This is a genomic window from Catellatospora sichuanensis (genome assembly GCF_007483665.1).
In the GTDB taxonomy this organism is placed as follows: Bacteria; Actinomycetota; Actinomycetes; order Mycobacteriales; family Micromonosporaceae; genus Catellatospora; species Catellatospora sichuanensis.
On the sequence record NZ_VIQO01000027.1, the window covers coordinates 74113 to 87048 of the forward strand.

Here is a 12936-nt window from a genome sequence, read left to right on the forward strand (position 1 = left end):
ATTGTGCGCGTCCGGTCAAGATCGCTCAACTTGCCGGGCACCTGTGGGTATGGCGATCCAAGATACGCACAGGTGCCGGGCAAGTTGAGCGATCATGGGCCGGGCGGTCAGGTGGCGAGCAGCTCGCGTACGCGGGGCACGACCTGCTCGCCGTAGAGGCGGATCGAGGTCATGAGCTTGTCGTGCGGGAGGGTGCCGGCGCTGTACTTGAGCTCGAACCGGTTGACGCCGAGTGTGCGTACCGTGGCAGCGATCTTCTGGGCGACGGTCTCGGGTGAGCCGACGTAGAGCGACCCCTCGTCGGCCTCGGCCTCGAACCGGTCGCGGTTGGTGGGCGGCCAGCCGCGCTCGCGGCCGATCCGGTCCATCAGCTTGCGGTGGTGCGGCCACAGCTCTTCGCGGGCCTGCGCGTCGGTCTCGGCGAGGTGGCCGGGGGAGTGCACGCCGATCGGCAGCCGCTCCACCTCCATCTGCGCGAGCGCGCGGTGATACAGGTCGACGTAGGGCGCGAAACGCTCCGGTCGCCCGCCGATGATCGCGAGCATGAGCGGCATCTGGTACGCGGCGGCGCGCACCACCGACTCCGGGCTGCCGCCGACGCCGATCCAGGTGCGGATGCGCCCCGACTCGGTCTTCGGATACACGTGCTGGTCCTTCAGCCCGGCCCGCAGGTTGCCCTGCCAGGTGACCGGCCCCTCGTCGAGCAGTTGGGCCAGCAGGTCCAGCTTCTCCTCGAACAGCTCGTTGTACTGCGCCAGGTCGTAGCCGAACAGTGGGAACGACTCGGTGAACGAGCCACGCCCCAGGATGATCTCGGCCCGGCCGCGTGAGACGGCGTCGAGGGTGGCGAACCGCTCGAACACGCGCACCGGGTCGTCGGAGCTGAGCACGGTCACCGCGGTGCCGAGCCTGATCCGCTCGGTACGCGAAGCGATCGCGGCCAGCACGATCTCCGGCGCGGTGACGGCGAAGTCGCCGCGGTGGTGCTCGCCGATGCCGAACGCGTCCACGCCGACGCTGTCGGCCAGCACGGCCTGCTCGACCACGTTGCGGATGACCTGCGCGTACGGCACCGTGCCCCCGGTGTCGTCGACGGTGACGTCGCCGAACGTGTCGAGCGCGAACTCCAGCGGTACGGACATACCGGTCCTCTCCCTCATGATCGTCGACAGGTCGAACCCGCGCGCGGGGCAGCGTATTCCGCGCCGCGGCGCGGAACCCACCGGGACGTGCCCGCTCGGTCCGGTGTAATTCGCGAAACCGGCCAATGGGCTGTAAATGGCGACTAGCGTCGCACGGGGACGCCGGATCCGGCGGCGGGCGCCGCCTGCCGCTGAGGACAGGGAGCACGACCATGACGCAGCAGAAGACCATTCCCGGGTACACGTACGGCACCGGCGAGGCCGCCAGGTCGCCGGTGACCCTCGACGAGCTGGCCCGGCTGAAGGAGAGCGTGCTGTTCGGCCCCGCCGACGAGGCCGCCCTGCGCGAGGCGGGGCAGGTGCTCGCCGACCAGGTCCAGGACGTGCTCGACGTCTGGTACGGCTTCGTGCTGGCGCACCCGTTCCTGGTGGCGTACTTCTCCACGCCCGATGGGCAGCTCATCGACGACTACCAGCGACGGGTGCGGGCCCGGTTCGGACAGTGGATCCTCGACACCTGCAACCGGCCGTACGACCAGGCGTGGCTCGACTACGCGGAAGAGATCGGGCTGCGGCACACCGCCGCGAAGAAGAACACCACGGACGACGCGCCGTCCGTGCCGCTGATCAACCTGCGCTACCTGATCGCGTTCATCGTGCCGATCACCGTGACGATCCGCCCGTTCCTCGCCCGCAAGGGCCACGGCCCCGACGAGGTCGAAGCGATGTACCAGGCCTGGTTCAAGGCGGTCGCCCTGCAGGCGGCGCTGTGGAGCCGCCCGTACACCGGAGGGGACGCCTGGTAGCGCCGGTGTCGTCGGACCATCGCCTTAGGATGGCGGGACGGGCGCCGGTGCCGGGAGGCCGCGATGGGCAAGATCGTGCTGATGATGTCGGTGTCGGTCGACGGGTTCTTCGCCGGCCCCGACGGAGAACTCGACTGGCACCTGGTCGACGACGAGGTGCACCACCACTTCAACGCGCTGCTCGCCCCGATGGGCGCATTCCTCGACGGCCGGGTCAGCCACGAGCTGATGGCCGACTACTGGCCCACCGCCGACCAGGATCCGGCCGCGCCCGCGACGGCGGCGGAGTTCGCCCGGATCTGGCGGGACATGCCGAAGTATGTCTTCTCCCGCACCCTCGACCACGCCGACTGGAACACCACGGTGGTGCGCGAGGTCGTGCCCGACGACATTCGCATGCTCGCCGACCAGTCGGGCGGGGACGTGGCCGTCGGCGGCGCCGGGTTGGCGGCCTCATTTTTCGAACATGACCTGATCGATGAGATCCGCCTGTACGTGCACCCGGTGGTGCTGGGCCGGGGCCGCCCACTGTTCCGGCCCGCGGACCGGCGTCACCACCTTCGCCTGGCCCGCACCCGCACGTTCGGCAACGGCGTCGTCCTGCTGCACTACGCGCGTCCTGCCGGCTGACGCAGGCGGAAGACTCCGGGACGGTGGCGGTCACCTCGTCCTGGAGTACGGCATGGCGGCGCCGGCCGCGTACGGTCGGAGGGAACGCTTCGTACCTGAAGCAGGCATGGGGGAGCCGAAGCAGTGAACAGCACGACACATCAGAAGGCCGCTTGGGACGCCTACGTGGATGTCGCCTATGGGCTGCAACGCGCCATCTGCGAAGGCGAGCGTTACGACGGTGAGGTCGACTGGGAATGGGCCGGCGTCCGCGGCAGCCTCCGCGACCACCGCCTGAGTGTGCTCAACGCCGGGCTGTTGGCCCTGCTCGACCAGGCCCAGGCCCACTGGCGGGACTGCCCCGTCGACAACGACGTGCTGGCCGGTTATCTCAACGAGATCGCCGACGGGTTGCGGGACCTCGCTGAAGATCAGGCCCTGGACGGCTGGTGACCGGCGACCGGTGCGGGGCATGCCGGGCACGCCCCGCACCGCCGGGTGTCGTCAGCAGTAAAGGTTGGCACCGGGGGTGGTGCCGAGGATGCCGACGAACTGCTGGTAGGCGTTGACGCGGCTCTGGACCTGCGCCGGGTTGCCGCCGTTGCACTCGATGGAACCGTTGATGCTGCGGATCGTCTGGCCGAAGCCCGCCCCGTTGACCATGGCGTTGTGCGCGGTCATCGTGCCGGGGCCGTTCTGGGTCATCCAGTACCACAGTCCGGTGCGCCAGGCGACCGACGCGTCCTGCTGCACCAGCCACGGGTTGGTCAGCAGCGGCAGCCCCAGCGCGTCACCGGCGGCCTTGTAGTTGAAGTTCCAGCTCAGCTGGATCGGTCCGCGGCCGTAGTAGGCGGCCTGCCCGGCCGGGCAGCCGTAGGGCTGGCCCGCGTCGCAGTAGTGCGGGTAGTTGGCCGTGTTCTGCTCGACGATGTGGACCAGTCCGCCGGTCTCGTGGTTGACGTTGGCCAGGAACGCCGCGGCCTCCTGCCGGCGCACGGTGTCGCTGCCGGTGGTGGCGAACGACGGGAAGGCGCTCAGCGCGGCGATCAGGCCCTGGTACGTGTAGAAGGAGTTGCGGCCCGGGAACATCTGGTTGAAGGCCGCCTCGGAGACGACGAAGCCGCCCGGGTTGGTCGGCGGGTTCGACGGGGGCGTGCCGCTGCAGGTGTACGGGTCCCAGTACCAGGTGCTGATCGTCGGGTCGTAGCCCGGGTTGTCGTGCTCGGCGATGTAGTAGAGCCCGTTGGTGTAGCGCACGATGCTACCGGTGGTGTACCAGGTGCCCGCGGCCCAGTTGGGGTGGTTGCAGGTGCCGCCGGGCGGGGGCGTGGTGCCGCCGCCGCAGGTGCCCTGGTCGGTCCAGACCTCGTTGGTGCCGGGGGCCTGGTTCTGGGTCCACCAGCGGGCCAGCCAGTTGCGACCGTTGTGGGAGGCGGTCATGCCTCCGGTGTAGACGGCCGACGACTGCCACGCGGTGACGCAGTTCGCGGCGGACGCCGAGGCCGAGGGCAGGATGACCGCGAGTGCTGCGACGATCGCGAGCACTCCCGTCAGCGCCAGGGAACGTTGTCGTGACATGGGGGCTCCTCTCCGCGGCGGGGTGCCTGCGGTTCGTGAGATGTCGGGGGGACGAGCGCTCACGGAGAAGAGTATCAATAAATAAAGCTTCCTAACAGTCTGTCAGGATGGCGTCTTCAGGCCCGCCAGGACGAAGTCCGCGAGCTCGCGCGCGATCGTCTCGGCCGGCTTCGGGCCGTCCGGGCGGAACCAGGTGTGCAGCGAGTTCGTCACCCCGAAGATCGACCATGAGACGACCTCCGGCGAGGCGACCGGGCTGAACACCCCGTCCTGCTGCGCCTGGCGGATCAGGCCCCGCACCGCCTCCTGGTAGCGGCGCCAGTCGGCCTGCAGGCGCTGGGTGCGCCCGCTGTCCATGGTGGCCAGCTCACGGGAGACGGCCGCGGACTCCTGCCGCATCGCGGCCGTGCCGACCACGATGTCCTCGATGATCGCCCGCAGCGTCCACTCCGGATCGCGCCCCTCGGCGAGGATCGCGTCCAGCGCCGTGAGCCGCTCGCTGAAGATCGCCCGGTACATCTCGACGAGCAGGTCCTCCTTGGCCCCGAAGTAGTGGTACAGGCCGCCCTTGGTGACCCCGGCCCGGTCGACGACCTGCTGCACCGACGTCGCGTCGTACCCCTGCTCGGCGAACAGCTCACACGCCGCGGCCAGGATGCGCTCGCGCACCCCGGCCCCGCCGTCGGTTTTAGAACGCCCCATCCGGGATCTCCATCAGCGCGTTGTCGGTGGCCTCCAGCACCCGGCGGCGCGCGGTCAGCTCCGGCAGCACGGTACGCGCGAAGAATCGCGCCACCGCGAGCTTGCCCTGGTAGAAGCCGACGTCGTCGCCGGACGCGCCGTCCAGGGCGGCCAGCGCGACCGCGGCCTGCCGGATCAGCAGCCAGCCGATCACCAGGTCGCCGACGCTCATCAGCAGGCGGGTCGTGTTCTGGCCGACCTTGTACACCTCGGTGACGTCGTCCCCGGCCGCCTTCTGCCAGCCGAACATCGTCTCCACCATGCCGCGCACGTCGGCGATCGCCTCGCGCAGCGACTCGCACTCCAGCTTCAGCGCGTCCGTGGACCCGTTCGCGTCGAGGAACTCCTCCATCTCGCCGATGAGCAGGTCCAGGGCCACTGAGCGGTCCCGTACGATCTTGCGGAAGAAGAAGTCCTGCCCCTGGATCGCGGTGGTGCCCTCGTACAGGGTGTCGATCTTCGTGTCCCGGATGTACTGCTCCATCGGGTAGTCCTGCAGGTAACCCGAGCCGCCCAGGGTCTGCAGCGACAGGGCCAGCATCTCGTAGGAGCGCTCCGAGCCGACGCCCTTGACGATGGGCAGCAGCAGGTCGTTGACGTTCGCGCCCTGCGCGTGGTCGCGGTCCAGCCAGCCGGCGGTGTAGAGGTAGGTCGCGCGCAGACCCTCGGCGTAGGCCTTCTGCAGCATCAGGATGCGCCGCACGTCGGGGTGGCGGTCGATGGTGACCCGGGGTGCGGTCTTGTCCGCCGCACGGGTCAGGTCGGGGCCCTGCACGCGCTGGCGGGCGTAGTCGAGCGCGTTGAGGTAACCGGTCGACAGCGTCGCGATCGCCTTCACGCCGACCTGCATACGCGCTGACTCGATCACCTTGAACATCTGGGCGATGCCGTCGTGCACCTCGCCGACCAGCCAGCCCTTCGCCGGAACGCCGTGCTGGCCGAAGGTCAGCTCGCAGGTGCTGGAGACCTTCAGGCCCATCTTCTTCTCGACGTTGGTCGCGTACACGCCGTTGCGTTCGCCCAGCTGCCCGGACTCGTGGTCGAAGTGGAACTTCGGCACCAGGAACATCGACAGGCCCTTGGTGCCCGGCCCGCCCGCACCGGGCGTGTCCACCGGCCGGGCCAGCACGAAGTGCATGATGTTCTCACTCAGGTCGTGCTCGCCCGAGGTGATGAAGCGCTTGACGCCCTCAAGGTGCCACGAGCCGTCGGCCTGCGGTACGGCCCGGGTGCGCCCCGCGCCGACGTCGGAGCCCGCGTCCGGCTCGGTGAGCACCATCGTCGCGCCCCACTGTCGCTCGATCATGATCTCGGCGACGCGCTGCTGCTCGGGCGTGCCCATGCGGTGCAGCAGTCCGCCGAAGCCGGGGCCGCCGCCGTACATGTAGACCGGTGCCTGCGCGCCCTGGACCAGCTCGATCAGCGCCCACCACAGGGCGCGCGGGGCGACGACGCCGCCGGCCTCGGCGGGCATGTCCAGCCGCCACCACTCGGCGTCCATCCAGGCCCGGTAGGAGCGGCGGAAGCTGTCGGGCATGGTCACCGAGTGGGTCTGCGGGTCGTAGACCGGCGGGTTGCGGTCCACGTCGGCGTACGACGCCGCGATCGGCCCGACCGACAGCCGCTCCACCTCGGCGAGCATGTGCTCGACGGTGTCGGTGTCCAGCTCGGCGAAGCGTCCCGTGCCCAGCTTCTCGCCGAGGCCGAACACCTCGAACAGGTTGAACCGCAGGTCACGCAGATTGCTCCGGTAGTGGCTCATGCCCAGCCTTCCCCCATGGCGCCCCAGCCGGAACGCCGACGTGTCGAGGTGCCCATGACAGCGCGGCGGCGGCCCCGCTGTCAATACCGACCAGTCGGTATGTTGAACCGCACGGAGGCCTACCGACCGGTCGGTCTGCTCGCTAAGGTATGCGCACATCGACTGCAACATCAACGACTGAACAAGGGGCGAAGCTGTGCGTACAGGTCTGGAAGGTCGTACCGCGCTGGTCACCGGCGCCTCCCGCGGCATCGGCAAGGCCACCGCGGCCGCCCTGGCCGCCGAAGGCTGCAACGTCGTGCTGACCTCCCGGCGCCAGGACGCGCTGGACGCGGTCGCCGCGGAGTTCCGCGCGGCGTACCCGAAGGTCGGCTTCCTCGCCAAGGCCGCGCACGTGGGGGAGAAGGAGCAGGCCGACGCCTGCGTCGCCGCGGCCGTGGCCGAGTTCGGCTCCGTCGACGTGCTCGTCAACAACGCCGGCACCAACCCGTACTTCGGCCCCATGGTCGACCTCGACGTCTCCCGCGCGGAGAAGACCGTGCAGGTCAACCAGCTGTCCATCGTGCTGTGGACGCAGGCCGCCTGGCACGCCTCGATGGCGGCCAACGGCGGCACGATCGTCAACATCGCCTCCGTCGGCGGCCTGGCGACCGAAATGGGCATCGGCTACTACAACGCCACCAAGGCCGCCGTCATCCACCTGACCCGGCAGTTCGCCGCCGAGCTGGCCCCGAAGGTGCGGGTCAACGGCATCGCCCCCGGCATCGTGCGCACCAAGCTCGCCCAGGCCCTGTGGGAGAACAACGAGGAGCTGATCAACCAGCACACCCCGCTGGGCCGCATCGGCGAACCCGAGGACATCGCGAGCGCCGTCGTCTTCCTGGCGGGCCAGACCTCCTCCTGGATGACCGGCCAGACCCTCGTCGTCGACGGCGGCTCCCTCATCCGCCACTCCTTCGCCGCCTGACCCGCTCCGACCGGAGGGTGCACTTTCAGGGAAACTGCAGCGATCGGGCCCACGGATCGTGCAGTTTCCCCGAAACTGCAGCGGGCCGCGCGGCGGCGCGATGGTCGGTAGCGTGTGGGTATGGCGGCGCAGCTGTGGGTGCTCAACGCGGGGTATGTCGGTGATCGGGTGGCCAGCACTGTGGCGCTGCTGCGGGACGGGGACACCACCGTGGTCGTCGACCCCGGGATGGTCGCCGATCGGCAGCAGATCCTCGGCCCGATGGCCGATCTCGGCGTCGACCCCGAAGACGTCACCGATGTGATCTTCAGCCACCACCATCCCGACCACACGATCAACGCGGCGCTGTTCCGCAATGCCCGCTACCACGACCACTGGGCCTACTACGTCGACGACCAGTGGGTCAGCCGCGACGCCGAGGGTTTCGCGCTCTCCGAGACGATCAGGCTGATCCGCACCCCGGGGCACACCGCCGAGGACATCACCACCCTGGTCGACACCGCCGACGGCCTGGTCGCGCTCACCCACGTGTGGTGGCACGCCGAAGGGCCGCCGAAGGATCCGTTCGCCACGGACGGCGTCGCGCTGTCGGCGTCCCGCGCGCGGGTGCTCGCGTTGAACCCGGTCCTGATCGTGCCCGGTCACGGGCCCGCTTTCGTGCCCGATCCGACCACCCCGCGCTGAGCTTCGCGGACGCTGCGGGCCGCCTCCCGCGGTGGCTGCCGGTACGTCACTCAGCAGGGCGGTGCGCCAGGGTGCGCATGGCGTCGGCGACGGCCTGTGTCACCTGCGCGGCGAAGTCCAGGTCGAGGGTGTCCAGGGTGTCGGTCGGCTGGTGGTAGTGCGGGTTGCGGAACTCCGCGGTGTCGGTGACCATCACGCCGAGCCGCCCGCTCGCCCAGTAGGGCTGGTGGTCGCTGCGGGCACCGTTGGCTTCATGGTCGGAAGGCAGCGGCACCGCCACGACCGGCAGCGGCGGGACCTGGGCCGCCCCGCCGTCGCCGATGGCGGCCAGGTAGGCGGCGGCCTCGACGTTGCCGACGGCGGCGATGAAGTCCGCGCGGTGCAGCCGGGTGAGGTCGAGGTCTGCCTGCCCATCGGCGTCGGGAAACGTCTGGGAGCCGGGGCGCAGGTCGCGGTAGCCGATCATCTCCAGGACGATGATGCCTTCCACGTCGGCGCGCGTGGCGTCGAGCCGGGCGACGTGGGCCCGACTGCCGTTGCACGGTCCCGGATCGTGCTCCTCGCCGCCGAAGAAGCAGAACCGGACGGTACGCGGGGCGGCCGGCTCCGCCGCGCAGATACGGGCGAGTTCGAGCAGACCGGCCACGCCGCTGGCGTTGTCGTCGGCCCCGGGGCTACCGGCGACGCTGTCCCAGTGCGCGCCGATCTCCAGTACCGGAGCCATGGCGGTGCCGGCCCGCTCGGCCAGCAGGTTGACCTCGTGGGGTGCGTCGCCGTACGGCTCCCGCACCACCTCGTACCCGTAACCGGCCAGGCAACCGGTGATGTGGTCGAGCGCGGCCGACACCGCCCGGCTGTCGTCGCGGTGGCGCGGGCCGAAGGCGGTCAGCCGTCCGATGTGCTTCCGCAGCGCCGCCGCATCGATCACTTCTGTCATGGCGACCGTTGTAGTAGCCCGCCGCAACCGTCACCGGGCTCTGTTGGCGACGATCGCACCGCGCGCTTGATCCGGATGGCTACCGTCACGCTCGTGACGATGTCGGGAGAGATGAGCAGACCGTCCGGGGCCGCGCGGTGACCCGTCCGGAACCGCCGTGGGGGAAGACGGGCCGGTGGGCCGGTGCGTTCGTGTCGGTGGTCTTCCTGGCGCTGGTCGTGTCGTTGATGGTGCTGGCGTCGAACAAGGTGCTGGCCGAGCTGGGCCCGTCGTGGCGGGCCGCCAACGGCGAGGGCGTCGCGGGCACGTTCAACCCGACCGGGACGTACGAGGTCGGGCGGAGGACCCAGATCTGGAAAGGCGACTTCGTCAGCGACGACCGTTCCGTACTGCACTTCGATGTGCAGCTCGACAACGCACCCCCGGACATGAGACTCGGCAGACCCGTGCCGGCTCTGGACACCGGTGCCCAGGGTGTCGTCTACGTGCCCGGGGCCGACTACCCCTTCGTGACCAACCTGCTGTGCCTGGGCTGCCTCTCGTGCCCGCTGGTCCTGCTGGGCCTGATCGTGGTGCCGCCACTGCTGCGCCGCATGCGCAGACCGAGGACCGGGGACCGGCCCGCGCCTGCCTGACGGTGCCGGTGTCCGTTCACCGCGGGCCGAGCCCTGTGTGCGGCCGTCGCCGCCGACCCGTCCAGGATCCGACGACTTGCCTGGCACCTGTACGTATGCGCGTGCGGGATACGCACAACTGCCAGGCAAGTCCGGCGGTCGAGGACGAGCGGGGTCAGGAGGAGTGGCTGCGGTCGTGGTTGCGGACCAGGCGCAGGCGGAGCTGGGAGATGCTGCGACCGTCGATCTCGGTGACCTCGGCGGTGAAGCCGGGGACCTTGACCGTCTCTCCGGTCTTGGTGGGGATGTGGCCGAGCTTGTCCAGCACCAGGCCGGCGACGGTCGTGTAGTCCATCTCGCCGAGGCGGTTCAGGTCGATGCCGAGGTCCGGCAGGTCGTGCAGCGGGAACGAGCCCGGCACCAGGAACACGTCGTCGGCCTCGCGGACCACGGAGACGACATCGCGGTCGGTCTCGTCGTAGATCTCGCCGACGACCTCCTCGACGAGGTCCTCCATGGTGATGATGCCGTCGATGGAGCCGTGCTCGTCGACCACCAGGGCGAACTGCTCGCGCTGGTTGCGCAGCTGGCGCATGGCGTCCGACACGGACAGCGTCTCGGGCAGGAAGACGGCCGTGCGGGCGCGCTCGCCGACCGGGCCGCCCGCGCCGAGCAGATCGCGCAGGTGCACCACGCCGACGACGGAGTCGAGGTCGCCGTCGCCGACGACCGGGGCCCGGCTGTGGCCGGTTTCGGCCAGCACACCCAGAGCCTCCTCGGCGGGCATGCCCGCGGGCAGGGTGACGACCTCGCGGCGGGGGATCAGGATGTCGCGGATGTCGCGCTCGCTGATCTCGAACGCCCCGGAGATGATCTCCCGCTGCTCGGCCGTGAAGCTGCGCTGCGCGACGACCAGGTCGCGGATCTCCTCGGCGGAGATCTCCTCCCGGCCGGCCCGCGGGTCCACTCCGGCGATCCGCACGATCATGTCGGTGGACTTGCCGAGCAGCCACACGAACGGCCGCGACGCGGTGGCCATCCAGTCCAGGGGCCGCGCGGCGACCAGCGCCCAGCCCTCGGCGCGCTGCATGGCGATGCGCTTGGGCGCGAGTTCGCCCACCACCAGGGTGAGGAAGGTCAGCACCAGGGTGACCACGATGATGGCGGCCGGCTCCGCCGCCTTGCCCAGGAAGCCGAAAACCGGCACCAGCGGCTTGGCCAGCGACGTCGCCGCGAAGGCCGAGGCCAGGAAGCCGGCCAGGGTGATGCCGATCTGGATGGTGGCGAGGAACCGGTTCGGGTCCCGGGACAGGCGGGCCAACACCCTGCCGCCGGAGGAGGAGCGCTCGAGCCGCTGGATCTGCGACTCCCGCAGTGAGATGAGAGCCATCTCGCTGCCCGACAGCGCTCCGTTGATCAACATCAGGACAAGCACCAGCAGAACCTGGGTGCCGTAGCCGCCCACGGGCGTTCACTCCTCGACATGTTCAAGACAGAACCCACACCGTAGCGGGTCTACCTGAAGGTGCTGCACGGGGCGGCACGGACAAAGCTCCGTCCATGCAGCACAACGGCATGAACGGAGCTTTGTTCGCGAAATGCGTCAGTCCTGCTTGACCTCGGCCTTGTCGCCCGACCACAGGGTGTGGAAGGTGCCGTCGGAGTCGACCCGCTTGTAGGTGTGCGCGCCGAACAGGTCCCGCAGGCCCTGGGTCAGGGCGGCGGGCAGCCGCTCGCGGCGCAGGCCGTCGTAATAGGCCAGCGACGAGGAGAACACCGGCGCCGGGATGCCCAGCTGCGCGGCGGTGGCCACCACGCGGCGCCAGGCCGGCACGGCCGCCCCGATCGCCTCGGTGAACGCGGGCGCGAACAGCAGGTTCGCCGGGTGCTCCGAGCCCTGGTACGCGGCGGTGATGTCGCGCAGCAGCGAGGCGCGGATGATGCAGCCCGCCCGCCACAGTGATGCGATCGCCGCCAGGTCCAGGTCCCAGCCGTACTCCTTGGACGCCGACACCAGCATGTCCAGGCCCTGGGCGTAACTGACCAGCTTGGACGCGTACAGCGCCTGGCGCACGTCCTCGACGAAGGTGTCGGGCAGGTCGACCTTGACCTCGTGGCCGGCCAACAGCCCCTGCGCGATCGGACGCTGGGCCGCCTGCGACGACAGCGCGCGGGCGAACACCGACTCGCCGATGCCGGTGACCGGCGAACCCAGCTCCAGGGCCGCCATCACGGTCCAGCCGCCGGTGCCCTTCATGCCCGCGGCGTCGACGACGACGTCCACGAACGGCTTGCCGGTCTTCGCGTCGACGTGCCCGAGCACCTCGGCGGTGATCTCGATCAGGAAGGACGACAGGTCGCCCTTGTTCCACTCGGCGAAGATCTTCGACTGCTCGGCCGGCTCCAGGCCCGCGCCGGAGCGCAGCAGGTCGTACGCCTCGCCGATGACCTGCATGTCGGCGTACTCGATGCCGTTGTGGACCATCTTCACGAAGTGACCGGCGCCGTCGGTGCCGATCCAGGAGCAGCACGGCTCGCCGTCCACGTGCGCGGAGATCTTCTCCAGCATGGGCCCGAGCGACTCGTACGACTTCTTCGACCCGCCCGGCATGATCGACGGGCCCTTGAGTGCGCCCTCCTCGCCGCCGGACACACCCACGCCGACGAAGTGCAGGCCCTTCTCGGCCAGCGCGGCCTCGCGGCGGCGGGTGTCGGTGAAGTGGGAGTTGCCCGCGTCGATGATGATGTCGTCGGCGTCGAGCAGCGGCACCAGCTCGGCGATCACGTCGTCGACCGGCTTGCCGGCCTTGACCATGATCAGTACGCGGCGCGGCTTCTCCAGCGCGCCGACCAGCTCCTGCATCGTCTCGGTCGGCACGAAGTCGCCCTCGCCGCCGTGCTCGGCGATCAGCGCGTCGGTGCGGGCGCGGCTGCGGTTGTGGACCGCCACGGTGTAGCCGTTGCGGGCCAGGTTGCGGGCGAGGTTGGCGCCCATCACCGCCAGCCCGGTGACACCGATCTGTGCTGCCATGGTGTGACTCCTGGTCGTGAATGCTCGATGTTTGCGGCCGCCCCGGTGCGTCCCTTCACCGCATA

General features: G+C 70.0%; 13 protein-coding genes. 6 read left to right on the forward strand and 7 right to left on the reverse strand.

What is annotated here, in order from left to right; all coding sequences use genetic code 11:
• Window positions 1–107: 107 nt before the first annotated feature.
• Window positions 108–1142 carry an LLM class flavin-dependent oxidoreductase gene (locus FLL47_RS33190; protein ID WP_144126592.1) on the reverse strand — a complete coding sequence of 345 codons (1035 nt, stop codon included), beginning with the start codon at window positions 1140–1142 and terminating at the stop codon, window positions 108–110.
• A 212-nt stretch (window positions 1143–1354) separates the two neighbouring features.
• On the opposite strand from FLL47_RS33190, the gene FLL47_RS33195 reads away from it, so the two are divergent.
• The 3 genes from FLL47_RS33195 (at window position 1355) to FLL47_RS33205 (ending at window position 3010) form a co-directional block, all read left to right on the forward strand.
• A complete protein-coding gene (locus FLL47_RS33195) occupies window positions 1355–1948 on the forward strand; it encodes a protoglobin domain-containing protein (protein WP_144126593.1) in 594 nt (197 codons plus the stop codon).
• Window positions 1949–2011: 63 nt separating this feature from the next.
• The gene (locus FLL47_RS33200) at window positions 2012–2578 is read left to right on the forward strand and encodes a dihydrofolate reductase family protein (protein ID WP_144126594.1); all 567 of its coding nucleotides are present in this window, start codon (window positions 2012–2014) and stop codon (window positions 2576–2578) included.
• A gap of 123 nt (window positions 2579–2701) precedes the next feature.
• Complete coding sequence (locus FLL47_RS33205; RefSeq protein ID WP_144126595.1) at window positions 2702–3010, forward strand: hypothetical protein; 309 nt, start codon at window positions 2702–2704, stop codon at window positions 3008–3010.
• A 51-nt stretch (window positions 3011–3061) separates the two neighbouring features.
• Here FLL47_RS33205 and FLL47_RS44840 read toward each other — a convergent pair whose 3' ends face one another.
• The 3 genes from FLL47_RS44840 to FLL47_RS33220 form a co-directional block, all read right to left on the reverse strand.
• Window positions 3062–4135, reverse strand: a complete 1074-nt coding sequence (locus tag FLL47_RS44840) for a glycoside hydrolase family 19 protein (protein WP_144126596.1) — start codon at window positions 4133–4135, stop codon at window positions 3062–3064.
• A 102-nt stretch (window positions 4136–4237) separates the two neighbouring features.
• Window positions 4238–4837 carry a TetR/AcrR family transcriptional regulator gene (locus FLL47_RS33215; RefSeq protein ID WP_144126597.1) on the reverse strand — a complete coding sequence of 200 codons (600 nt, stop codon included), beginning with the start codon at window positions 4835–4837 and terminating at the stop codon, window positions 4238–4240.
• The gene (locus FLL47_RS33220; protein WP_144126598.1) at window positions 4824–6638 is read right to left on the reverse strand and encodes an acyl-CoA dehydrogenase; all 1815 of its coding nucleotides are present in this window, start codon (window positions 6636–6638) and stop codon (window positions 4824–4826) included. Before FLL47_RS33220 ends, FLL47_RS33215 begins: the two co-directional genes overlap by 14 nt.
• A gap of 196 nt (window positions 6639–6834) precedes the next feature.
• Here FLL47_RS33220 and FLL47_RS33225 point away from each other — a divergent pair, with 196 nt between their 5' ends.
• Both FLL47_RS33225 and FLL47_RS33230 read left to right on the forward strand, forming a co-directional pair.
• The gene (locus tag FLL47_RS33225; protein WP_144126599.1) at window positions 6835–7605 is read left to right on the forward strand and encodes an SDR family oxidoreductase; all 771 of its coding nucleotides are present in this window, start codon (window positions 6835–6837) and stop codon (window positions 7603–7605) included.
• 120 nt (window positions 7606–7725) lie between these two features.
• Window positions 7726–8289, forward strand: a complete 564-nt coding sequence (locus FLL47_RS33230) for an MBL fold metallo-hydrolase (protein WP_144126600.1) — start codon at window positions 7726–7728, stop codon at window positions 8287–8289.
• A gap of 46 nt (window positions 8290–8335) precedes the next feature.
• On the opposite strand, the gene FLL47_RS33235 is transcribed toward FLL47_RS33230, so the two are convergent.
• On the reverse strand, window positions 8336–9226 hold the full coding sequence (locus tag FLL47_RS33235) for a M20/M25/M40 family metallo-hydrolase (RefSeq protein ID WP_144126601.1): 891 nt from the start codon (window positions 9224–9226) through the stop codon (window positions 8336–8338).
• Between the two features lie 191 nt (window positions 9227–9417).
• On the opposite strand from FLL47_RS33235, the gene FLL47_RS33240 reads away from it, so the two are divergent.
• Window positions 9418–9861 carry a hypothetical protein gene (locus FLL47_RS33240; protein WP_144126602.1) on the forward strand — a complete coding sequence of 148 codons (444 nt, stop codon included), beginning with the start codon at window positions 9418–9420 and terminating at the stop codon, window positions 9859–9861.
• 154 nt (window positions 9862–10015) lie between these two features.
• On the opposite strand, the gene FLL47_RS33245 is transcribed toward FLL47_RS33240, so the two are convergent.
• Both FLL47_RS33245 and gndA read right to left on the reverse strand, forming a co-directional pair.
• Window positions 10016–11305, reverse strand: a complete 1290-nt coding sequence (locus tag FLL47_RS33245; RefSeq protein ID WP_144126603.1) for a hemolysin family protein — start codon at window positions 11303–11305, stop codon at window positions 10016–10018.
• Between the two features lie 138 nt (window positions 11306–11443).
• Window positions 11444–12871: an NADP-dependent phosphogluconate dehydrogenase gene (gndA, locus tag FLL47_RS33250; RefSeq protein ID WP_144126604.1), complete on the reverse strand. Its 1428-nt coding sequence runs from the start codon at window positions 12869–12871 to the stop codon at window positions 11444–11446.
• Window positions 12872–12936 lie beyond the last annotated feature (65 nt).

Bases quoted from the DNA above. Each gene is read 5' to 3' on its own strand.
- FLL47_RS33215 (WP_144126597.1), bottom strand. From the start codon at position 4,837: ATGGGGCGTTCTAAAACCGACGGCGGGGCCGGGGTGCGCGAGCGCATC.
- FLL47_RS33200 (WP_144126594.1), top strand. From the start codon at position 2,012: ATGGGCAAGATCGTGCTGATGATGTCGGTGTCGGTCGACGGGTTCTTC.
- FLL47_RS33195 (WP_144126593.1), top strand. From the start codon at position 1,355: ATGACGCAGCAGAAGACCATTCCCGGGTACACGTACGGCACCGGCGAG.
- gndA (WP_144126604.1), bottom strand. From the start codon at position 12,871: ATGGCAGCACAGATCGGTGTCACCGGGCTGGCGGTGATGGGCGCCAAC.
- FLL47_RS33235 (WP_144126601.1), bottom strand. From the start codon at position 9,226: ATGACAGAAGTGATCGATGCGGCGGCGCTGCGGAAGCACATCGGACGG.
- FLL47_RS33190 (WP_144126592.1), bottom strand. From the start codon at position 1,142: ATGTCCGTACCGCTGGAGTTCGCGCTCGACACGTTCGGCGACGTCACC.
- FLL47_RS44840 (WP_144126596.1), bottom strand. From the start codon at position 4,135: ATGTCACGACAACGTTCCCTGGCGCTGACGGGAGTGCTCGCGATCGTC.
- FLL47_RS33230 (WP_144126600.1), top strand. From the start codon at position 7,726: ATGGCGGCGCAGCTGTGGGTGCTCAACGCGGGGTATGTCGGTGATCGG.
- FLL47_RS33220 (WP_144126598.1), bottom strand. From the start codon at position 6,638: ATGAGCCACTACCGGAGCAATCTGCGTGACCTGCGGTTCAACCTGTTC.